The organism is Chryseobacterium sp. MFBS3-17, assembly GCF_020687745.1.
In the GTDB taxonomy this organism is placed as follows: domain Bacteria; phylum Bacteroidota; class Bacteroidia; order Flavobacteriales; family Weeksellaceae; genus Marnyiella.
On the sequence record NZ_JAJEWK010000005.1, the window covers coordinates 177030 to 197963 of the forward strand.

At 44.2% G+C, this 20934-nt stretch carries 24 protein-coding genes and 1 tRNA gene; 8 read left to right on the forward strand and 17 right to left on the reverse strand.

What is annotated here, in order from left to right; translation table 11 throughout:
• Window positions 1-168: 168 nt before the first annotated feature.
• From ppk1 to LKO26_RS03435, 3 genes are read left to right on the forward strand one after another with little or no spacing between them, the layout of a single operon-like run.
• Window positions 169-2247 (forward strand): polyphosphate kinase 1, encoded by a 2079-nt coding sequence (gene ppk1, locus LKO26_RS03425; protein ID WP_227586437.1) that lies wholly within the window; start codon window positions 169-171, stop codon window positions 2245-2247.
• A gap of 25 nt (window positions 2248-2272) precedes the next feature.
• Complete coding sequence (locus LKO26_RS03430) at window positions 2273-3154, forward strand: exopolyphosphatase (RefSeq protein WP_227586438.1); 882 nt, start codon at window positions 2273-2275, stop codon at window positions 3152-3154.
• 5 nt (window positions 3155-3159) lie between these two features.
• Complete coding sequence (locus LKO26_RS03435) at window positions 3160-3570, forward strand: hypothetical protein (RefSeq protein WP_227586439.1); 411 nt, start codon at window positions 3160-3162, stop codon at window positions 3568-3570.
• A 133-nt stretch (window positions 3571-3703) separates the two neighbouring features.
• Here the strand turns inward: LKO26_RS03435 and LKO26_RS03440 are convergent, their stop codons facing one another.
• The 3 genes from LKO26_RS03440 to pepE form a co-directional block, all read right to left on the reverse strand.
• On the reverse strand, window positions 3704-4060 hold the full coding sequence (locus tag LKO26_RS03440) for a hypothetical protein (protein ID WP_227586440.1): 357 nt from the start codon (window positions 4058-4060) through the stop codon (window positions 3704-3706).
• Window positions 4061-4152: 92 nt separating this feature from the next.
• Window positions 4153-4374, reverse strand: coding sequence for a hypothetical protein (locus LKO26_RS03445; protein WP_227586441.1), 222 nt, complete (start codon window positions 4372-4374; stop codon window positions 4153-4155).
• 101 nt (window positions 4375-4475) lie between these two features.
• Window positions 4476-5171 (reverse strand): dipeptidase PepE, encoded by a 696-nt coding sequence (pepE, locus tag LKO26_RS03450; RefSeq protein WP_227586442.1) that lies wholly within the window; start codon window positions 5169-5171, stop codon window positions 4476-4478.
• Window positions 5172-5540: 369 nt separating this feature from the next.
• Here pepE and fsa point away from each other — a divergent pair, with 369 nt between their 5' ends.
• A complete protein-coding gene (gene fsa, locus LKO26_RS03455) occupies window positions 5541-6194 on the forward strand; it encodes a fructose-6-phosphate aldolase (RefSeq protein ID WP_227586443.1) in 654 nt (217 codons plus the stop codon).
• Between the two features lie 72 nt (window positions 6195-6266).
• On the opposite strand, the gene LKO26_RS03460 is transcribed toward fsa, so the two are convergent.
• The 10 genes from LKO26_RS03460 to LKO26_RS03505 all read right to left on the reverse strand — a co-directional run bounded on the left by LKO26_RS03460 (window position 6267) and on the right by LKO26_RS03505 (window position 15116).
• The gene (locus LKO26_RS03460) at window positions 6267-7133 is read right to left on the reverse strand and encodes a GLPGLI family protein (protein WP_227586444.1); all 867 of its coding nucleotides are present in this window, start codon (window positions 7131-7133) and stop codon (window positions 6267-6269) included.
• An 87-nt stretch (window positions 7134-7220) separates the two neighbouring features.
• A complete protein-coding gene (locus LKO26_RS03465; protein WP_227586445.1) occupies window positions 7221-9179 on the reverse strand; it encodes a M56 family metallopeptidase in 1959 nt (652 codons plus the stop codon).
• Window positions 9179-9541 (reverse strand): BlaI/MecI/CopY family transcriptional regulator, encoded by a 363-nt coding sequence (locus tag LKO26_RS03470; RefSeq protein ID WP_227586446.1) that lies wholly within the window; start codon window positions 9539-9541, stop codon window positions 9179-9181. The genes LKO26_RS03465 and LKO26_RS03470 overlap by 1 nt, the downstream gene beginning before the upstream one ends.
• A 111-nt stretch (window positions 9542-9652) precedes the next feature.
• Complete coding sequence (locus tag LKO26_RS03475; RefSeq protein WP_227586447.1) at window positions 9653-10342, reverse strand: class I SAM-dependent methyltransferase; 690 nt, start codon at window positions 10340-10342, stop codon at window positions 9653-9655.
• A 44-nt stretch (window positions 10343-10386) separates the two neighbouring features.
• The gene (locus LKO26_RS03480; RefSeq protein WP_227586448.1) at window positions 10387-10716 is read right to left on the reverse strand and encodes a metal-sulfur cluster assembly factor; all 330 of its coding nucleotides are present in this window, start codon (window positions 10714-10716) and stop codon (window positions 10387-10389) included.
• Window positions 10713-11978 carry a hypothetical protein gene (locus tag LKO26_RS03485; protein WP_227586449.1) on the reverse strand — a complete coding sequence of 422 codons (1266 nt, stop codon included), beginning with the start codon at window positions 11976-11978 and terminating at the stop codon, window positions 10713-10715. Before LKO26_RS03485 ends, LKO26_RS03480 begins: the two co-directional genes overlap by 4 nt.
• Window positions 11979-12053: 75 nt before the next feature.
• Window positions 12054-12884 (reverse strand): DUF2249 domain-containing protein, encoded by an 831-nt coding sequence (locus LKO26_RS03490; RefSeq protein WP_227586450.1) that lies wholly within the window; start codon window positions 12882-12884, stop codon window positions 12054-12056.
• Window positions 12881-13372 (reverse strand): hemerythrin domain-containing protein, encoded by a 492-nt coding sequence (locus LKO26_RS03495; protein ID WP_227586451.1) that lies wholly within the window; start codon window positions 13370-13372, stop codon window positions 12881-12883. Before LKO26_RS03495 ends, LKO26_RS03490 begins: the two co-directional genes overlap by 4 nt.
• 134 nt (window positions 13373-13506) lie before the next feature.
• Window positions 13507-14616, reverse strand: a complete 1110-nt coding sequence (locus LKO26_RS03500) for a DUF2249 domain-containing protein (RefSeq protein WP_227586452.1) — start codon at window positions 14614-14616, stop codon at window positions 13507-13509.
• A gap of 65 nt (window positions 14617-14681) precedes the next feature.
• Window positions 14682-15116 (reverse strand): RrF2 family transcriptional regulator, encoded by a 435-nt coding sequence (locus LKO26_RS03505; RefSeq protein ID WP_227586453.1) that lies wholly within the window; start codon window positions 15114-15116, stop codon window positions 14682-14684.
• A gap of 397 nt (window positions 15117-15513) precedes the next feature.
• On the opposite strand from LKO26_RS03505, the gene LKO26_RS03510 reads away from it, so the two are divergent.
• Window positions 15514-16458, forward strand: a complete 945-nt coding sequence (locus LKO26_RS03510; RefSeq protein ID WP_227586454.1) for an alpha/beta fold hydrolase — start codon at window positions 15514-15516, stop codon at window positions 16456-16458.
• A gap of 182 nt (window positions 16459-16640) precedes the next feature.
• On the opposite strand, the gene LKO26_RS03515 is transcribed toward LKO26_RS03510, so the two are convergent.
• A tRNA-Met gene (locus LKO26_RS03515) sits at window positions 16641-16713 on the reverse strand.
• Window positions 16714-16802: 89 nt separating this feature from the next.
• Between LKO26_RS03515 and LKO26_RS03520 the strand changes: the two genes are divergently transcribed.
• The 3 genes from LKO26_RS03520 (at window position 16803) to prmC (ending at window position 19095) form a co-directional block, all read left to right on the forward strand.
• Window positions 16803-17414, forward strand: a complete 612-nt coding sequence (locus LKO26_RS03520) for an L-threonylcarbamoyladenylate synthase (RefSeq protein WP_227586455.1) — start codon at window positions 16803-16805, stop codon at window positions 17412-17414.
• Between the two features lie 63 nt (window positions 17415-17477).
• Window positions 17478-18236, forward strand: a complete 759-nt coding sequence (yaaA, locus tag LKO26_RS03525; RefSeq protein WP_227586456.1) for a peroxide stress protein YaaA — start codon at window positions 17478-17480, stop codon at window positions 18234-18236.
• 4 nt (window positions 18237-18240) lie between these two features.
• Window positions 18241-19095, forward strand: a complete 855-nt coding sequence (gene prmC, locus LKO26_RS03530; protein WP_227586457.1) for a peptide chain release factor N(5)-glutamine methyltransferase — start codon at window positions 18241-18243, stop codon at window positions 19093-19095.
• A gap of 438 nt (window positions 19096-19533) precedes the next feature.
• On the opposite strand, the gene LKO26_RS03535 is transcribed toward prmC, so the two are convergent.
• From LKO26_RS03535 to LKO26_RS03545, 3 genes are all read right to left on the reverse strand, one after another.
• A complete protein-coding gene (locus tag LKO26_RS03535; protein ID WP_227586458.1) occupies window positions 19534-19986 on the reverse strand; it encodes a hypothetical protein in 453 nt (150 codons plus the stop codon).
• Window positions 19987-19991: 5 nt separating this feature from the next.
• Window positions 19992-20429 carry a hypothetical protein gene (locus LKO26_RS03540; protein WP_227586459.1) on the reverse strand — a complete coding sequence of 146 codons (438 nt, stop codon included), beginning with the start codon at window positions 20427-20429 and terminating at the stop codon, window positions 19992-19994.
• A gap of 35 nt (window positions 20430-20464) precedes the next feature.
• Window positions 20465-20934: hypothetical protein (locus tag LKO26_RS03545; RefSeq protein WP_227586460.1), on the reverse strand; the 470-nt coding region annotated here is incomplete at its 5' end.

Sequence of the window (20934 nt, forward strand, 5' to 3'; positions counted from 1 at the left end):
GTAAAAATATCAATTAATTTATAAACAAAAAACTGCCGGCATTTTTCCGGTGAAAATCCGGAATGCAGCAGAGGAAAACAGAATAAAAAACCGTGTGTTATGATAAAATTAATATTAGAAAAGTAAGATAATTGATTATTTTTGAAGGTTTATAGCAAATGATCTTTTATGGCGAATAAATTTAATCCCAGAGACGTGACGTGGCTGGCCTTTAATGAACGGGTTCTGCAGGAAGCCATGGATGAAGATGTGCCGCTGCACCTGCGCATCAGATTTCTGGGTATTTTCTCCAATAACCTGGATGAATTTTTCCGGGTGCGCGTGGCCGGACTGAAACGTGCTATGGAGTTTAAGGATAAGTACATCACCGAATCCTTTTACCAGCCACCCAGCAAAATCCTGCAGCAGATTAACGAAACGGTCATCAAACAACAGGCAGGGTTTGATAAAACCTGGAAGAAAATTCAGGAGGAAATGGAGGCAGAAAAGGTTTTCATACGCACTGCCGGAAACCTGACCGAAGAACAGCAGGAATTTGTGCGGCAGCATTTTGATGAAGTGGTAGAAAGCAATGTGATTCCTATCTTGCTGCATGAAAATACGCCTATGCCCTATCTTCGGGACAAATCTCTTTACCTGGGCATTGCCATGAGAAAGCGGGAGTGGCATTACGAAAGCAAATTTGCCATCATTGAGATTCCATCACGCGTGCTGGGGCGTTTTATACTGCTTCCGGGACCCAGGGAAGAAAAAAATGTAATTTTGTTGGAAGATGTTATCATCTTTAACCTTCCCCATATTTTCTCCTATTTCGGGTATGATGACTTTGCGGCCAACTGCTTCAAAGTGACCAAAGACGCAGAATTTGACCTGGACAATGACATTAAAACCACCCTTGCCGAAAAAATAGAAAAGGGCATCAAATCCCGGCGGAAAGGTAAGCCTACGCGTTTCAGCTTTGACCGGCAAATGGACAAGGCACTGCTTGAATTTCTGATCCGGAAACTGAATCTCACCATGAAGGACAGCATCATTCCGGGAGGTAAAATTCATAATTTCAGACATTTCATGGATTTCCCGGATGTCTTCAAAACCTATCAGAAACCGGTAGAGCGTACGTCTTTTGACCATCCGGCATTTCTGAATGCCCGCGTAATGGATGTGATTCAGAAACAGGACGTGCTCCTCACCTTCCCCTATCATACGTACACACCGGTCATAGACCTGTTGCGGGAAGCGGCCATGGATCCGCATGTAAAAAGCATTCAGATTACTGCATACCGGCTGGCCAGCCATTCCAAAATCATCAATGCCCTGATTAATGCCGCAAGGAACGGCAAAGAAGTCACGGTGATGCTGGAGCTGCGAGCCAGATTTGATGAAGAATCCAACCTGATGTGGAAAGAAATCCTGGAGCCCGAAGGCATACAGGTGCTCATGGGCATTCCTCACAAAAAGGTACACGCCAAGCTGTGTGTCATCAAAAAGAGAATCAACAATAAAACGTTGCAGTTCGGCTTCATCAGTACCGGAAATTTTAATGAAAAAACAGCCCGGATCTACAGTGACAGCTTACTGATGACGGCAGACCGGGTGATTATGGCCGACATTAACAAAGTATTTTCTGTGCTCCGGAAGCCCAAAGAAGACTTTATGCCCGTACTGAAAACCTGCAAAAAACTGCTGGTAAGCCCGCAGTTTATGCGTGAAAAAATCGTGCAGCACATAGACCGTGAAATTGAGCAAGCAAAAGCCGGCCGCAAAGCTGAAATGATCATTAAAACCAACTCGCTGAGCGACCGTGACCTGATTCTGAAACTGTATGAAGCTGCCCACGCCGGCGTAATGGTGAAACTGATTGTGCGGGGTATTTACTGTGCCGTGAACCAGAAAGAATTTGCCCGGAAACTCTATGCCATCAGCATTGTAGATGAGTATCTGGAGCACGCGCGGGTAATGTATTTTTATAACAAAGGGACCGAAGATGTATACATCTCTTCAGCCGACTGGATGACCCGGAACCTGGATTACCGCATAGAAGCTGCTGTGAAAATCACCCAGAAAAACCTGAAGCGTGAAGTCATAGACCTGCTGGAAATTCAGCTGGCAGACAATGTAAAAGCCCGGATTCTGGATAAAAAAATGAGCAACCGCTATGCTGCGGGCGGCAAAACCAAAATCCGCTCTCAGGTAGAAATCTATAATTACCTGAAAAAGAAGGCCGAAGCACATGAAAATAAAATGTAGTATTTTTGGCTAAATTAAACTGTACATGAGGTTAGCAGCCATAGACATCGGGAGTAATGCTGCCCGGTTACTGATTAATGAAGTTAAGAAAGACAGCCGCGGCAAACCCGAATTCACCAAACTCAATCTGCTGCGGATTCCGCTGCGGCTGGGAATGGACGTATTTACCCGCGGAAAAATAGGCGAAGAACGGGAACAGATGATGCTGGATTCCATGCAGATTTTCAGCGACCTGATGCGCATTTACAAGGTAGAACATTACCGGGCCTGCGCCACCAGTGCGATGCGCGACGCCACAAACGGCCGGGAAATTATTACTGCCGTAAAGAAAAACTCCGGTATAAACATTGAAATCATTTCGGGCGATGAAGAAGCCACCCTTATTTATGAAAACCATATTGCCGAGGGAATGGACAAAAATTACGCCTACCTGTACATAGACGTGGGCGGCGGCTCTACCGAACTCACTTTTTATGAAAACGGCAAGCTGAAATACAAACATTCGTTCAATATAGGCTCCATTAGGCTGCTCAATAATCTGGTGACCGACGACCAGTGGAAAGAAATGAAAGAAGAGATCCGGAAGAACATCAACAGCAAAAAACCGGTCATGGCCATCGGTTCCGGCGGTAATATCAACAAGGTTTTCTCTATGAGCAAAACCAAGGAAGGGAAACCCCTGACGGCGACGGCCATCAAAAAATGTTATAAGGAAATGAGTCTGCTGTCTGTGCAGGAACGCATTTCAAAATACGGTTTCCGGGAGGACCGTGCAGATGTGCTGGTGCCGGCATTGCAGATTTTCATCAATGTAATGCAATGGTCTGAAACCCAGAAGATTTTCGTACCCAAAATTTCGGTAGCCGACGGGCTCATACGCAGTATTTACAAAAATATCAAAAAATAAAAGTTATGAATCAGGGAAGTGTAAAAGGATTAGGAATTCTGGCAGGTTTAGGAATTCTCGGCATTGTAGCCATCATGTGGATTTACCCGCAGTACCGGGTGTGGTCTCAGGAAATGGAAGGAAAAGCAGAATTTGCCAAAGCAGAGCAAAACCGCCGCATCAAGATTGAGGAAGCCAAGGCCAATCTGGAAGCAGAAAAGCTGAATGCCCAGGCAGAGGTAGAACGTGCCAAGGGTGCCGCAGCCGCCATTAAAATTGAAAACGGCGCTTTGTCTGAGAAATACATCCAGTATCTGTGGGTACGGCAACAGAATAACCTGAATGACAAGACGGTGATTTACGTTCCTACGGAGACCAATCTCCCTATTTTGGAGGCCGGCAGAAAACCCGGTAAACCTTCTATAAATTTGGAATAAAAAATAAAATTCGTTTATAAAGTATTGCCCTAAAAATTGAAATTTTTAGGGCAATTTAATGAGTGAACAGTAAGAAATAATGTTGCTATTGTAGAGTAATATGCATTTGGTTGAAATAAAGGATTCATTACCATTAGACTTCAATTTTAGGATACTTTTTTAATAAGTAATTCATGACTATCTTTCCTATAGCAGCTCTTGTACCTGAATAACCGTAAAACGCGGTTGAAGCACCCCTTACCCAGCTCGTTTCAAATACTTTTGTATCTGTCAATATGTGCGTAACAACTATCTTAGTTCTTCGGTAGGCCATTCCTTTTTTGATAACTCGTAATTCTATTACAAAATCAGCTTCGTCAATAGATGATACAACACTGCAAGTTGTCATTCCTGCTAAATAACTTTTTAGCATTTCTTTTGCATCACTACCATCAACATTATCTTCGCCCTCTGTAAAAGAATATGTGAGAAATATTCGTGAACTAGGCATCAGGTCTTGTGACGTTTGTCGTTTAGTGCTCTCTATTCTCAAATTTTCAGACGAATAGCTTTCTACATCACCATTTTTATATATAACTCGTTTTATTCTGGTGTTTTCAATTGTATAGATTGGACTTCCATATTGGAAAAATTCTTATACTTTAAATTAGTAGGATTTACTTCTAAAACATTTGCAATAATAGCAGGGTCTTCAGATTTCAGGTAAATCGTATCTTGTGCATTTATCTCAAATGTTATAAATATAGTCGCAACAACAAGTAAAAATTTATTAACTTTTCGAGTCCAGAATTTTGTTCTAATCATTTTTCTATTTTTTAATGCTGTTAAAGTTGTCTTTTGTCATGTCCCAAATTGACTTCTTACAAGTAAACTATTCATATATATCTAAATTTTTTTGTTTTGGTTTAACAAAGTTCAGTTCCAGGCGGCACTTCATATGGATCTTTCCCGCTTTCAAAAATGCGGGTCAGCTCTGTACCCTGCACCGTAATGGCATCACCGGTTCTGCGGATCCAGTTGCCCTCACGCAATCCCACCACTTTGACGTCATTCTGAGTGAGGAATTCCAGGAGCCGGGTTTCCCGGGTTTCGCCATTGTGCTGAAGATCCGGATTCGGGTCCAGGTAATGCGGATTGATATTGAAAGGCACCAACCCCATACAATTGAAACTTGGCGGATACACAATAGGCATGTCATTGGTGGTTTTCATATTCAGACCGCCTATATTACTGCCTGCGCTGCTACCCAGATAAGGTTTGCCCTGCTCCACTTCGCTTTTCAGCAGTTCCATGAGTTGTAGTTCGTGCAGGGTTTTTACGAGCAGGAACGTGTTGCCGCCACCGGTAAAATACCCGCGCGCCGCACTGATGGCCTCTGCAGGGTTTTCAAATTCATGGATGCCGCGCACCGACATATTCAGTTGGGCAAAAAATTCGGCTGCCTTTGCCGTGTATTCGTCGTGCGAAATGCCACCGGGCCGGGCGTAGGGAATAAACAGAATTTCATCTGTATCCTGAAAGAGCGTTTTGATTTCGTCTTTCAGGTAGTCTAAATACTGACCTCCGTATAAGGTAGAGGTAGATGCGAGTAAGATATTCATAAGGCTTTTATTATCGTTGTAGTGGGTTCAACCATCCATTATTGCACAGTATGCTCACAAATATAAAGATTAAATAGAAATGACCCGCTCACTGAAGACTGCCGGATTGCATTTTTCTATTTTTTTTAATAACCACAAGCAAGTGAGTGACCTGCCCCCCGCCATCATAGCCCGGATGCGAGCGGCTACCCCGCACAGATTGCCCACGGTTTTAACCTTTATGGTTTTAATGGTAGCCCACGGTTTTAACCGTGGGTAATCTGGAGGAGTAATAGCGGGCAGCCGGTGAGCCACATGAAAAGAATGACCCGCTTGGTGCTCCTGAAAAATTGATTTACCTTTGCAAAAATCTATAAATAAAGTATTCTGATGAAGTTTTTTATTGACACCGCAAATCTGGAACAGATAAAAGAAGCCCAAAGCCTGGGAATTCTGGACGGCGTGACCACCAACCCTACGCTGATGGCCAAAGAAGGCATTTCCGGCACCAACGCCATCCTGCAGCACTACAGAACCATCTGTGAAATTGCTGATGGCGATATCTCTGCCGAAGTCCTCTCTACCACCTACGAAGAAATGATTAAAGAAGGCGAAGAACTGGCCGCCATACACCCGAATATTGTGGTGAAAATCCCGATGATTAAAGACGGAGTGCGCGCCCTGAAGTATTTTTCTGACAAGGGAATTAAAACCAACTGTACCCTGATTTTCTCTGCCGGACAAGCGCTGCTGGCCGCCAAAGCCGGTGCCACCTACGTGTCGCCGTTCCTGGGCAGACTGGATGATATTTCTACCGATGGACTGAACCTGATTGACGAGATACGCACCATTTATGACAATTACGGTTACGAAACCCAGATTCTGGCCGCATCTATACGCCACAGCATGCACATCATTAACTGTGCAAAGATTGGTGCCGATGTGATTACCTCGCCACTGGGCCCGATTCTGAGTCTCCTGAAACACCCGCTTACCGACAATGGCCTGGCTCAGTTTATAGAAGACAGTAAGAAAATGATGTAATCCGGTTATTTTCGGTTAAAAATAAAGGCTTCCTAAATGCGGGAAGCCTTTTCTATTGGGGATGAGCGCTTCTTACTGCAATAAATCGGCTTCCAACAAATTCTTTTCTTTCTCATTGATGGCTTTTTGCCGGGCTTCGCGCTGCCGGATCATCTGATTCATATCCAGTTCTTTGCCGTTCTGATCGGTCATTCTGACTGACGTAGCAGAACCCATCATGGTCCGCATGCTTTTGGCGGGGTCATTGCGATTTTCCAGAAAGGCCTTTTTGTACTGATTCTGATTGAGTGAAATACTCTGACGGAAAGAATTGAGCGGAGATTCTGCCTGCTCTGCGGGCACTACGTTGTTCTGTACCGCGGTGAGGACAAAGTTATGCGTATGGCTTTCGTCTTCCATTTTTACAATCAGACCCGGAAGTCCGTGAAATTTATACGGTCCGTCCTGAATCGGGATTTCCGGAGCAAACCATGCCGTCCAGTTTCTTCCGGCAAAGGTAGTGGTGGCTTTCTGCGCATTGAACTCGCCTACCTGTTCTTTTTCCGGGAGGATGTTCCACTCCATTTTGCGGGAGTCTGATACGTGATAGCGGTCTGCCCCCATATTATCTTTAAATACGATTTTGTAGTCCGGGTAGGTCTTGCTTACCGACCAGCCTATTTTTCCGCGCGTCATTCCCTTCATGTTGATGGAGACATTCATATTCATAGACTGAGTATTTTTCTGAACCTGCTGCGTGAGGATGGAATCAAAGACAAACTTAGTCCGGCTGTAAAAGTTCGAACCCTCTTTGTTCACGTCCAGATACATGAGTTCAGAATCCAGGGTGTCTTTTTTGGAGACATCCAGCGTGAAATGGTAGTTGTAAATAAAGCGCTGATTTTGCGCAAAAGAAAATGAAACAGCCAGTAAAACAAGCAAGAGCGAAACTTTTTTCATATCACAGAGATTTAGTTAAGTGAAGGTAATAAAAAAACTCTGACAACAACAGATATTGCCAGAGTTTTCATGAACAATATTTAAGGTTTAATCGCGGGTTTCAATCCGCATGATGTTTTCCGAATTATTTTTGAGGATTTTAATGGATTTGATTTTCGTTGCCGAAAGATCTTTTAAATCATTGTAAGGAACCTGTTTGCCATCCAGAAAAACAATCAGTCCATCAGACATCAGGTGAGTTCTGCCCTCTTTTTCAGCATTTTCTACACCGGATAACACAGAACCTATAGTTTCTAAGCTTTCCGGAAGAAACACAGAGTTTGTGCTGTAACTGAATGACTTTCCTTTGGCAGGTGTGACCACGCGTACTGACGGAACGGCGGGAGCATTTTTACGCAACAGTTCTAGTTCCTTTCTGCGCAGTTCTGCCTGTTTCTTCATCAGCTCTGCCTGTTCTGTGGCAATTTTGGCTCTTTGTTCTGCAATTTTCATGCGTTCTCTGGCAACTTTACGGGCTGTGCCGGAGGCTTTTTGCATATCCCGTTTTGCGGCTTCTGCAGTTTTTGCGGCACGCTCAGCATTGCGGGCGGCACGTTCTGCCTGTGTGGCACTCAGATCAACTCCTGAAATTTGAATTTTCGGGAAATTCTGAAATTCTTTCCGGAACTTCTGCCAGTCTTCAGCATTTAGTCGCTCCGACAGTTCCTGCAGGTTTTGCGTGTTTTTCAGTATACGCTCTTTAAATTCCTCGGCATCAAAGCCATGCGGCATCTTTCCAAAATCCAGGGAATCCATTCTGATTCCTGCCATATCCGGACCCCGGAACATCAAGCGTAAATCTTTGGCGTTTCTTCGCAGTTCTTCGCGGTTTTTTCTGAAATCATCGGCATGGTACAGTTGGTCAATGCGGTTACTCAGCGCTTCAATTTCTTTCACTTTTTCAGAGTACGCGGCACTTTCGGAGCCTTTTTCCTGTTCTATTTTCTTCAGTTCATCTGTTTTGGTTTTTGCAGATTCACTGAGTACCGTGATGCGTTCCAGATCTTTCTGAACTTTTTCTGATGCTTTTTTCAGTTTTTCCTGATTTTTCTGCAGCGTTTGGTCTGCTTTGGACTTCGGTTTCAGGGTGTCTGTTTTCAGCACCGACACGGCTTCTGTAATGGCATCATTGGTGGCCAGGATTTCCCGGTTTTCAGCATTCACCATATAGGCAAAGGCTACGGTAAAGAGGAGTGGCAGTGCCATGATGCGAGGCACATACCCAAATCTGGTATGGGGTTTTTGTAGCATTTTTAATCGTTTTTTAAGGTTGGAATTCAAAAACGGACTGGTTGCGGGAATCACGCTTCCGGAAAAGTGACTCGCCAGCAGCATCTGCGCAAATGCTTTGGTGTCCATATGTTTCACGGCCTTTTTATCAGCCAGATATTCATGAATGAGATACAGTTCTTTTTTCATCAGCCAGAAGACCGGATTAAACCAAAGGATCGCCGTAAGGGTTTCCATCAGCACTTTATCTATGCTGTGTTTTTGTTCTATGTGCACCATTTCATGTTTCAGGATCTGCTGTCCCAAGTCAGAATCGAGCAGGATAGTGTCCCGCCAGAACAGTTTACTGAAAAATGAGAATGGCGCTTCACGCAGGCTGGTATGGTAGAAGGAAATTCCTTTTACTTGTTCTTTCGGGAACTTGCGGCTGAAATGTTGTATTCTGAGCAGTCCGGCAATCAGTTTACCACAAAGTACGAGAGCAACCACTCCAGCAGTGAGAATAATAAGTCTAAAATAAAGGTTATCATGGCTTTCGGGATTTGCGTTATGAGAATATTGTAATTTATTGAGCAACAGATACATATCATGATTTACTTCAACAGTAAAATAAGATACTTTCAGCAAGGGAAGCAGCAGGCTTACCGCTACTGCCACCAGAAGATAAAACCGGTTGTAATGGTGAAAAGTCTTATCCTTCAGCACCAGATGATAATAGGCAAAGAGTACTGCCGAGCACAGCATCATCTTGCCAAAATAAAGCAACAGCGTTTCCATCAGTCTTTATTTTTGAGTTCATTGAGCAGCATTTCCAGATCTTCTACGCTCATCTCATTCTTCTCTACCAGAAAGGAAACCGCATTGGTATAAGATCCCTGAAAATAATTTTTGACCAGACTTTTTATGGATTTCCCACTGTACTGTTCTTTGGAAATGAGCGGAAAATATTCATGCTGTCTTCCGAAAACGGTATAATCTACAAAAGCTTTCTCCTTCAGTACCTTCAGAATGGTGGAAACCGTATTGGTATGCGGTTTCGGCTCCGGGTACTGATCCAGAATGTCTTTCAGAAAACCCTTGCCTACCTTCCAGAGGTATTGCATGGCTTGTTCTTCGGCTTTGGTGAGTTGATTTTTCATATCACGAGTTATTTAGTGATACAAATGTAGAATTATTTCCGGACGTTACAACTATTTTTATAGTTAAAGAAAGTTAAAATTTTCTAAAACACTGAAAATCAAAAAGTAAAATCAATCCAAAGTAAGTACTGCCAGGTACTGATGCTGGTCATCCCTGAAAACGATTTCGGAAGTCCAACCTTCTGCGGTGGCTATTTCCTGCATGGTATCCGGATCCATATACAGCCAGGTAAACCAGCCTGTAGCCAGTTCGCCGTACTCATAGCGTACCGTCATCTCGCCATAGTAGTGGTCTGCCGGCATTTCGGTTTCTTCGTACATGTACACGGTATCGCACGAGTCGAAAATAAGTTGTCCACCGGGATTCAGTAAAGATGCAGCGTGTTTCAGGAAGGTACGGAAGCCGTCCAGTGTGGAACAAAGACCGATGCCGTTCATCAACAACAGTAAAGTGTCATACTGACCTTCCGCATATTGAAAAATATCCCCACAGATTACCTGCTGTACACCTCGTGCCTCCATCACTTCGCAGGCGAGCGGCGAAATCTCCAGCGCCGTGACGTCGGTTTCCATGCGCTGTAGTTCCATTGCGTGAGAACCGGCTGCAGCACCAATATCGAGTGTTCTACCTTCGCAAAGTTCCAGTGCCTGCTGCTCCAGTTCCGGCATCTGTCGGAAATTGCGGAAATAATAGGAAACCGGCATCAGGACTCGGGGTCCGAAGGTATCCTGCACATAAAGTCTTTTGCGCTGTGTACTGAAAAAATGGTCGTGGATGGCTTTTCCCGGCAAATCTGTCATGCTGCAAAAGTACGCATTATTGTGAATGCTTTACAAGCGCCGGCTCAGCGGTTCTGCAACTGCATCATCCCTTCGGGCGATACGAAATCATAATTCCAGGCCGGGCTGTAAGTGAGTTCTATTTCTACTTCAATCCCCGGAAATTCTTTCTCCAACGCGTTCTGCACGCCGGTTTTGATGGCATCGCCCATCGGGCAAAAGCGTGAAGTAAGGGTCATGAGTACATACACTTTGTTTTCTGAAGGGAAATTAATTTCATATACCAGCCCCAGGTCTACAATATTGACCATCAGTTCCGGGTCTATTACCTCGTAGAGAGCGAATTCTGCCCGTCTCTGCCAGTCGTAAGTCTTACTGTTTTCGTCGAAAATCATGATATTTTTTTTGTTTTATGTAAAAGTAATCTGAACACATTCCACACATACAGCAATGCGACCATTACCCAAAATCCGAGTCCTGTGCGGATGAGTACGAGATGCTGCGCAATAAGTCCCGCCGCCAGAATAACAAAAGCAGCGATATAACACCGGAACTGCCATCTGGTTAGCGCTTCACTGTACAAATCTTTGGGAAGCGGCACTTTTACTTTGCCTGAAAGGTGTTTATAATGTCCGTTCCAGATGATGAAGGGTAATGTTTTAAAGGTTTTGCCCAATATAATTCCGGTAATCCAGCCCAGGAAAATCAGCATTCCATACACCATTGTCCACCGGTGGCCTTCAGACTGATGGATCAAGGGAATGAGCAACACCGCAAGTATGAGGCTCACGAATGAAAGAAAGGTATGTTTCATCAGCAGTTCTACCCTTTTCCGGAGCCGGTTTCTGAAACAATCGTAAAGATACACCAGCCAGAAGACCACACCGGTGAGTACCAGAAATGCATACAACACGCTGCGCCAGGTAAGACCGGTAAAAAAGCCATCTGCCAGAAAAGCCAGCAGTCCGAGATTCTGAAAAATGAAAGCCTTCCGGAGTACATGTTCCTTTTCCGATTTTCCCAGCAGGAACATGGGAACCAGTTTGGTACTCACACCGGAAATGAGTTGCAGAAACCAACCCGCCAGACCCATGTGTGCATGCAGCCTCAGCAATTCCAGGTGCGAAGTTGCAAATATCGGAGTCTTCAGGTTAATGGCCAGCAGCAAACCGAACGTTACGGTAAACAGCAACCACACCGCAGAAGCCGTAATAAACAGTTTTTGTGCATTATAGGAACCGCATGAGGCACTGGTTTTCACCACATTAATCAGGAAAAGCACCACCGAAAGTACTACGAGAGACCCGCCGGAAATCATCAGCCAGCCCGCTTCCAGCGTCCAGAATTTCCACGTAAGCAGGATAATCCCAGCAGTAAGGGTGTACCAGCTTACCGATGCCATTTTCTCACTGTAGAGATTCTGCTCGCAGATTACCGGCAACAACTGATGCGCAGCTCCGAAAATCACCATCGTCCCCCAGCCCAGGGCTGCAATATGTACGATGGTCAGCATGTGAGGGGTAAAGTAATGCCCGGTAAAAGTCTCCGGAGTGCAGAACATCACCACGCAAAGAATCAAAAATGCTACGGCACCGGTAGCATAAAACGGAAGAATTGCGCTGTTGCCGGGCGCTTTGCCGATGTTCAGGTCTGCCATATCAACTATAATTCAGGGATTCCCCGGGTTCTCACAAAGTTAGCGAATCAGATATTGTTTCATAATGCTGCGGTATCAGAGTGGAAAAATCACTACTTTCACATTGCCCTCTTCTATGTGGTGAATGTGAACGCTGAAGTTCTTATCTGCCAGTTCTTCCAGCAGATAGAGCGGAACCCGCTTGTGATCTACATACAAGGCATGACCGGCAGACAATGACTGCAACTCACCCAGAATGGCTTCCATAGGACCGGGCATTTCCAGGGCACGGACATCAATGCGCTTCAACTGAGCTTCAGAAAAGCGGTTCAGTACCGCAGCGAAAGTTTCCGCACTATGCATATTGACCTTCTCTTCCGGTGTGGACTGCACGGGTGTATCCTTTTGTTTTTTCAGAAAATAGGTATGAAACTCTTTGTCTGAAATGGTTTCCACAAAGGCATCTTCTGCCTTTTCCTGTTTCAGGAGATGAATGAGCGGCGTGGGCACAAAACTGTTGATGACGCAAAGGATTTTTCCCGGCTCCACCGTTTTGAACCGGCCCAGGATTTCCTTCAGCGGATCGGCACCATCGTCTATAATGGGGCGCACATCATACCAATCAATCTCTTCATGTGCTGCATTCTGCAGCCAATCCGGTTTCGTGACAGAATTGTTGCGGGGCTCCGGGGTCTGATTTTCTTCAAAGACAAAACCCAGTGGCGTAAGAACCCGCATAAATTCCCGCACCGGGGCGCCACCCATTTTGGCAGCTTCTGCTATGGTCACCCGTGAAGCCATAATTTTCCGGAGGATGGGATTTTTTAGTTTTTCCAACGGTTTTGCAATGGAAGCAATGGCATCTATACTTCGCGGATCCTGCCGGATCAGTTCAGAGATTTTCGTTTTTTCTGATATGGTTTTCATATGGTTTTTTCTTTTACCCAAAATTCGTCGTGGTAATCCTCGAATGCGGTGTGTTCTTCCTCATGCAGGATACCACCGATGCGGTTCAGTTCGTCATCGCTTAATTTTTCTTCAAGATACGGAAAAAGTGTTCGCTCTTCATACCGGGTATGTTTTTCTACCAATTCTCCCAGCTCTAAGGACAACTGACTGCTGTTTTCCGGGTTACAGCTGTTGATGCGGTTAATCTTCGCCAGGATTTTGCGGTGTTCCTCCAGTGCTTGCTGCACCATCACATCTTCTGGATCGGTAAACAGTACCTCTTCTTCTGCCTTAAAGTGCGGCACAAGATGATTATTCCAAAACCAGTTGATGTAATCCTGGATTCTTTGCGTTTCCACATGTTGCTTTACACCTTGTTTCAGTTTCCAGCAAAACAGCAAGGTAGCGTGGTGCTCCCGCGAGATGGGCACCAGATTTTCGTTTCGTTTGATGGGTTTCGTGTTCATTATCCTAATTTTTATGCGTTCAATATCATTTTCTGAGAAATCCGATAAACGCTGCACCCTGCCACGGCAGGTTTACAGGCAGGGCGCCGTCGTTTATCTTTGGAAAAATGAAGTCCGAAATGAACCACAAGTTCTCAGGCATTCGCCAGTTCCCGATCCAGTTGCAGTGCTTTGGGGAACAAATACTCATTTTCCAGCCGGATGTGAACCCGGAGGTCTTCTTCAAATTCTTTCAGTTGTTTGTACAGGAAGGAGAACGAATTGCAGGCGTTCTTCGGCGGGGTAAAATTATCGGTAATTCTCCGCAGAAAATTCAGATCTTCACCGGCAATATGATGCTCTTTCATCAGAACTCCGATGGGCATATTGAGTGTTCCCACCTCATAGGTCAGCTTTTCTGCCGGATTGGTTTTGCGGGCAAGCCCCTGTCTGATTACAGGAAACAAGACTTCCTCTTCGTTGGCAATATGATCCAGTAAATCCTGTAGGAAATGATGGGTTTGGGTAGATACCCGGTGCAGCTCCGGATTATCTGTGCCGTGATGCTCTGACACCTTAATTGCCAGATTATTAATGTTTTGCGCATGTTGTTTGATGTATTGGTGGTGGGTGCTCACAATATGATCAATGAGTTCATCTACCTCCCACTCGTCAAAATCTGAATCTTTTGAAGATATTCCGGAATCACTGCAACCGAAACTCACGCCTTTTTCTTTTAGAAAAGTTGCTTTCTTAAGATCCTTCTCCGGAATCTGACCACCCTGTACTGCAGTTTCGGCAGGATTTTTGGCAATCTTCACCCGGTACCATTCGGGACCCTGCTCGAGATATTCCCATGTGAAAATATTGCCGCGTTCGGCCAGCAGTTCATAGTAGAGCGGTTTTGGATCATGATCATTTTTAATGATGAAAGCACCACCGGGATTCAGGGCATCAAAATGCTTAAAAATGGTAGGATGCTTAAATTTGGGTTCAATTTTGGTCACATCCAGCGTTTCCGGTTGTTCATCCTGCGTTGCAACGGGATTTTTGGCAATCTGCACCACAAACCATTCCGGTCCTTTCTCCAGATATTCCCAGGTGAAAATATTGCCGCGTTCGGCCAGCAGTTCATAGTAGAGCGGTTTTGGATCATGATCATTTTCTATAATGAAATGCTCTCCCGGATTCAGCGCATCAAAATGCTTAAAAATCGTAGGATGTTTCAGCTTCGGTTCTATTTGTGTCACATCTAAAGTTTCCATTTTACTTTTTTATTAGGTTAAATTTTTAATTAAGACTTTCTTATCCTTTTAATCATTAAAAAAAATCAGGTTCTTTTCAGCAGCAGTTCCTGGTCGGCATAACCGTCTCTGAATTGCTGCAGGGTAATGCGGCCGTACATCTGATACAGCTGGTCCCTGGCTTTTTTGAAATCATGATGTATGGGACAGGGATTGGTTTCGGAACAAAATGCCAGTCCCAGACCGCAGCCCCGGAAAACGCGGTCACCGTCTATAGCTTCCACAATGTCTGCGAGGGAATGTCCGGCTTCGCGGTCTGAGATGTAAAAGCCACCATACCTGCCCTTTGAGCTCTGCAAAAAACCTTTTCTGCTAAGACGCTGGAGAATTTTGGCAATAAAAAGTTCCGGTGAATTGATCTGCGCTGCGATTTCCTTTATATTCACTACAGTCCCTTCTCCTGATTTCCCTGCGATGTAAATCATGGCCCGCAAAGCGTATGTACAGGTTTTGGAAAACATCTTCTCTGATTTTCTTTGGACAAAGTTATACAAAATTTTTTAATTAGGATGTTTTTATCCTATTTAATTAATGATTTTTTAGCTTGATCATTAACAGTAAAACCACAAGCCACGCATCACCTCTGAAAATCAACAACATAATGAATCAAAGACGATAATTATGTCCTCACTAACAACTTTCATTACACATTCCCGACTTTCAGCCTTCGTTTTCTGCACCATACGCATCACAAGGAACGAAAAAAAGAATAGTTTCGCTTTTGTTTTATTGCTAAATTTACTTTGCTTTTCCGGCCTCCGGAGCACAGAAAAAAGATGTGAACACTGACTGCCCCGCACTTCATGGTTCGCAGTGGCACGTGTTATTCTTACAATCAACCTTTAAAAACAATGTACCATGGCTCTTCATGTCTTCACCCAAAGATCCGTCCTGCACCACTTTCCCCTTGCAGCAGTTCTGGTTTGCATTTTCATGTCAGCACCCATGTTTGCCCAACACCATTCGAAAGTCGAACAAAAAATACCGACCGACACTATAGCGACTGATGCCGGTGGTTTTAACCTTCACCTATTAAAAAAGGGCAACAAAAATGGCTATACGGTCATCATGGAAAACGGATTGTGCGGTATGGCCGAACAGTGGAATAAGCTGGATGACTCTATTGCCGCACATCATACAGTGGTTACGTATAACCGGGCATTCATCGGGAAGTCGGAAAGGGGAAATCCGGAGCGCACCGCCAGTCAGGTGACTGCGGAACTTAACACCGCATTGCGTAATGCACGGATTTCAGGGCCGTATATCCAGGTTGGCTATTCATTGGGCGGCCATTATGTAAAAGCCTTTGCCAGAGCTAATCCGGAAGATGTGAAAGGAATATTACTGCTTGATCCGCTGAATTCAGCCGATTTTTACCGGAATTACCGGAATAATTTCCCTCAAAATTTTGAACTGGATATGTCGCCGTTAAAATCCCTCACTGCAGAGCATCCCTGCTATCATGAAATTAACTTCGCGATCAACGAATCCAACTATGGCGACAACAGTGTGCCCCTGCACATTCCCACTTATATGCTGATTTCATCCCGGGCGCAGGACAGTGCAACAGTGCTGCAATCCCTGAAGGAATATGAAAACGGAAAATCTCTGGATCCGGCAAAACTCCTTGAGGGCAATACCGAATCGCAGAAACTCTGGGTGCAGGAGCATCTGAAGTGGGCATCTGCCTTTCCAAATGTACATGCAGAAGTCACGAATGAATGCACACACGGCATGCACCACGAGCGGCCGGACATTGTATGGAATGCTTTTCTGAAACTGATGGCGAAGGTGGAACCGTAATAGCATCGTGATAGAAACGGAAACTTGAAAGGCAGCAATCCACATTCATAATCAGAACTTCCAGCCTGATTTCCAAGATTTGTTCCTGATCCTAAAAATCATACAACACACTGAATATCAAAGTTTTAAAACCCGCCCCAACCCACAAAAAAAGAGAACCACTGCTGATTCTCTTTGTGTAGTAGCGGGGACACGACTCGAACGTGCGACCTCCGGGTTATGAGCCCGACGAGCTACCTACTGCTCTACCCCGCGGTATTGTGGTGCAAATATACAACTATTTTATGAATGTCCAAATTTTTGGCAAAAATTCTTTATTCATCAATTTTTTGCTAACTTTGTGTATGGCAAAAATTCTAAGAATTCATCCCGAAAACCCTCAGGAAAACCTTATCAAAGAGGTAGTTACTGTTCTGAAGAATGGCGGACTCATCATTTATCCGTCAGATACCGTGTACGCACTGGGTTGTAATATTTTTGATACCAAAGCCATGGAAAAACTGGCCCAACTGAAAAAAATCAAACTGGAAAAAGCCCGGTTCTCCATTATCTGTAATGATCTGAGCCACCTGTCCGGCTTTACCAAACCCATAGACACGTCGGTTTTCCGGTTTTTGAAAAGTAAAATTCCGGGACCGTTTACCTTTATTATGGACGCCAGTAAAAATCTGCCCACCGCCTATAAAGGCAATAAAACCATAGGAATCCGCGTGCCGGATCATGCCGTGCCGCAGATGATTGTAGAAAAACTGGGGCATCCCATTGCCTCTACTTCCATAAAGGATGATGATGAAATTCTGGAATACTCTACCGATCCCGAGCTGATTGCCGAAAAATATGAAAACCTGGTAGATCTGGTGATTGACTCCGGATATGGCGACAATATCGCATCCACCATCGTAGATCTTACCGGCGGCGAACCGGAAATCATCCGCGAAGGAAAAGGCGAACTTTAACATTATTTTCACTTCAAAAATTAAACCTCTGATATCTGATTCCGGATATCTGACCTGCAACCTATGAAAATCATCACCTCTCCTGCCAAGCTCATGAACATCAGCAATTCCACCGAATTTCTGAGAACCAGTACCCCACGATTCATTGACGAAGCGGCACACATTCAGTCTTACCTCAAAGAAAAATCGCCAAAATACCTGATGGACCTCATGGAGATTTCGCCGAAACTGGCTGATGAAAACTGGGAGCGGAACCAGAACTGGAAAGCCAGTCCCCGCCCGTCTGAAAGTGCTCCCGCTCTGTTTGCCTTTACCGGCGAAGTGTACCGGGGCCTGGATGCGCCCACGCTGAGCCGGGAAGCAGTAGCCTATCTTCAGAAAAATTATCGCATGCTCTCCGGACTGTACGGACTGCTGAAACCATCTGACCGCATCATGCTCTACCGCCTGGAAATGGGCCGTCATTTTGAATTTGACGGGTATAAAAATCTGTATGAATTCTGGACCGATAAACTCACCGCACAACTGAACAGTGAACTGAAACGCAAAGATTTGATTCTGAATCTGGCGAGCAACGAATACATCAAAGTACTGAACCAAAAAGAACTGAAAGCTCCGGTCATTGATTTTGAATTTTATGAAATGAAATCCGGAAAGCCGAAAACCATTGTGGTGTACACCAAACATGCCCGCGGGCTGATGGTCCGGTTCTGTGCAGAAAATCAGGTGAAAACGCTGGACGAGATAAAATCTTTCAATCTGGAAGGGTACCTGATAGACGAAGAGCGCTCTACCGACAAAAAACTGGTATTTACCCGCTGAGACCATGACCATTCACGAACTGCGCCGCTATTTTGATACCGAACTGAAAGAACGGTATGCTGCCTCCGAAAGCGCAGCCCTCTTCAGTATTTTCGCAGAAAAAATCCTGAATATCAACGGGTTCCAATTGCGTTTGAACGCCGGTGAGGAGGTTCGTGCAGCGCAGCTGAATCAGTTCCGGGAGGTTATTTCTGAACTGCAGACCGGTAAACCCTACCAGCACATCACCGGCGAGGCCGTATTTTACGGACTGAATTTTGAGGTCAATGAAAATGTGCTGATTCCGCGTCCCGAAACAGAGGAACTTGTGGAACTGGCCATTGAAAAAATCACCGCTCATTTTGGAAACTCACGTCCTTTGAAGATATTGGACATCGGTACCGGCAGCGGCGTTATTCCCATTATTTTAAAGAAAAATTTTCCCGATGCGCAGGTGAAAGCCATGGATTATTCTGAAAAAGCGCTGGACGTAGCACGCCGGAATGCCGCACACCACGGAACCGCTGTGGACTTTGTACTGGCCGATTATCTGAACACCGAACTGGACGAATCGTTTGATGTCATCATTTCGAATCCGCCGTATATAGGCCGGGACGAAACGCAGGAAATCGGAAAGCCGGTGAAGGATTTTGAGCCGCACATGGCGCTGTTTTCACCCACGGAAGATGCGTTATTGTTTTACCGGAAAATCGCTGCAGACAGCCGGCAACACCTCACTGCACAAGGTTTGGTATTTCTGGAAATCAATCAGAAGCTGGGGCGGCAGACCCTGGAATTGTTTTCGGACAGCATGCAAGCCGACCTCCTCCGGGATTTGTCCGGCAATGACCGCTTTATAGTGGCTGTGAGATCACTTTAAGCATGGGAAAGGAGCTTGTGTTGAATTGGGTTTCTTGCGGGCGGGTGTCTTTTAATATCTGCCACGCGAAAGATTCGCGCGGTAGCGGGGAAAACTATGTGTGAACATAACAACAATACTATAAATAAGGAAGACTTCATATTAAAATGTAATTAACTTGGGTAATTTAATCTGACCGTTTTGCGGTAATTTCGGACTTACAGTTTTCACCCCCGTGCTGCCGTACGAAATGCAATTCGACAAAGTCAATCCTTTCGTGTGTCCATCTTCTGCCCTAAAAACCAAACCGGCTGCCACAGCAGGATTGTGATGTACATCATCTCTTTTCTGTTTTATTACACGGTTGCTCCATCATTCGATGATTATTACCACGCGATGCAAACGCGCGGCAGCGGGAGGGGGCTCCAACGCATTTCATTTCTCATGCTAATGAGAGCCTCAGTTTTCGGCAGTTGTTTTAATCTGTATATACGAACTGTCATCTTTTATTTTATAGTCATCTTCAGAGTAAATATTTCCATCCCTCTCATATACTGTAAAAATCCCTTCACGCAAACGACTTTTAAAACTTTCGTCTGGATTTTTGTGTAGCCTGAACCTGTAAGAACCTCTTGAGAACAATTTATGAGTGTATTTCTCCAGCACTAATTCGGTTCCATAATAAAATGGACCTATAGTACTGTCTATAACAATTATTCTGTCGAAATGTTCATCATATCCCTCATCATCTATTTTCTTATAGACGAAGATTGTATCTGTAAACTGATTCTTTGCAAACTTTCCTTCTGATGCTATATATCCATTCCCATCGTATATGCGATGGAGTTCCGGTGTGGAATTACACGATAGGGTCACCAATAATACAAATGATAAGATACCAGATATTTTCATTTCGTCTAGGGCTCTCTCTTTGTGAAATATACGCTGTCATTTCGTATTACTACTTGTGTTTCCTCTAAGACAGAACCATTTTCATTGTAACGATAATGATTTCCTATAGGTAGCATACTTGAAATGACTTTCTTAAAATCTACATTCCTTTTGAATCTATAACTTCCTTGCTCTTGAATTCTTTTATCATCATACATCGAATAATAGGTGCCATAGAAATACGGACCACTAAGACTGTCAATAACAATAAATTCAGGTGTGTTTTTTTCAAAATAATAAATGGTGTCAAGAAAATGATCATCTTTAAATTTCAATTTCATCAGAGCGGTGGGATTGCCTTCATAAGAAGTTATCAAATTGTTGGCTCCTTCTTTTTCTATTATATAATTAATCCTTCCATCAGGGAAATGTTTTATAATTTTCTCTTTATCTTGACAGTTCATAAGTAACATAATTACCAAAATGTAAAAAAATCTCATTACTTCTTTCTTTCTTTTATAATTTGACGATTCCAATAATTATTAGAATCTGTTTTAACCTTATTTAGTGAATCAAATGCTCTCTTACTTAAGTTAAAAGCACGAACATTTTTATATTTTATACCCGAGCCCATCACAGAGCCGTCACTCCATCGCTGAATACCAGTAGCTTGAGTGGTCCAAATTCTGAATGTATCTAATTCTATTTTCTGTTCCCCACCAATGCCTGGAACAGCATCAGCAAGACCTGCCACTTGCTGACCCAAACCCAAAAATGCTTCCAGCCTATCCATTCCAGACTTAAAAGAACTAATACTTAGACTATTTAGCATTGCACCGAAATAACCATCCGTATTAATAACCTGATCTATATCTGGTCTAAAAAACGGACTGCTTCCTCCTAATCCAGCTCCACCCATTCCTGTGTAATAGTTTCCACCTGCGTTGCCTAAGCGAGATATCCACTTCT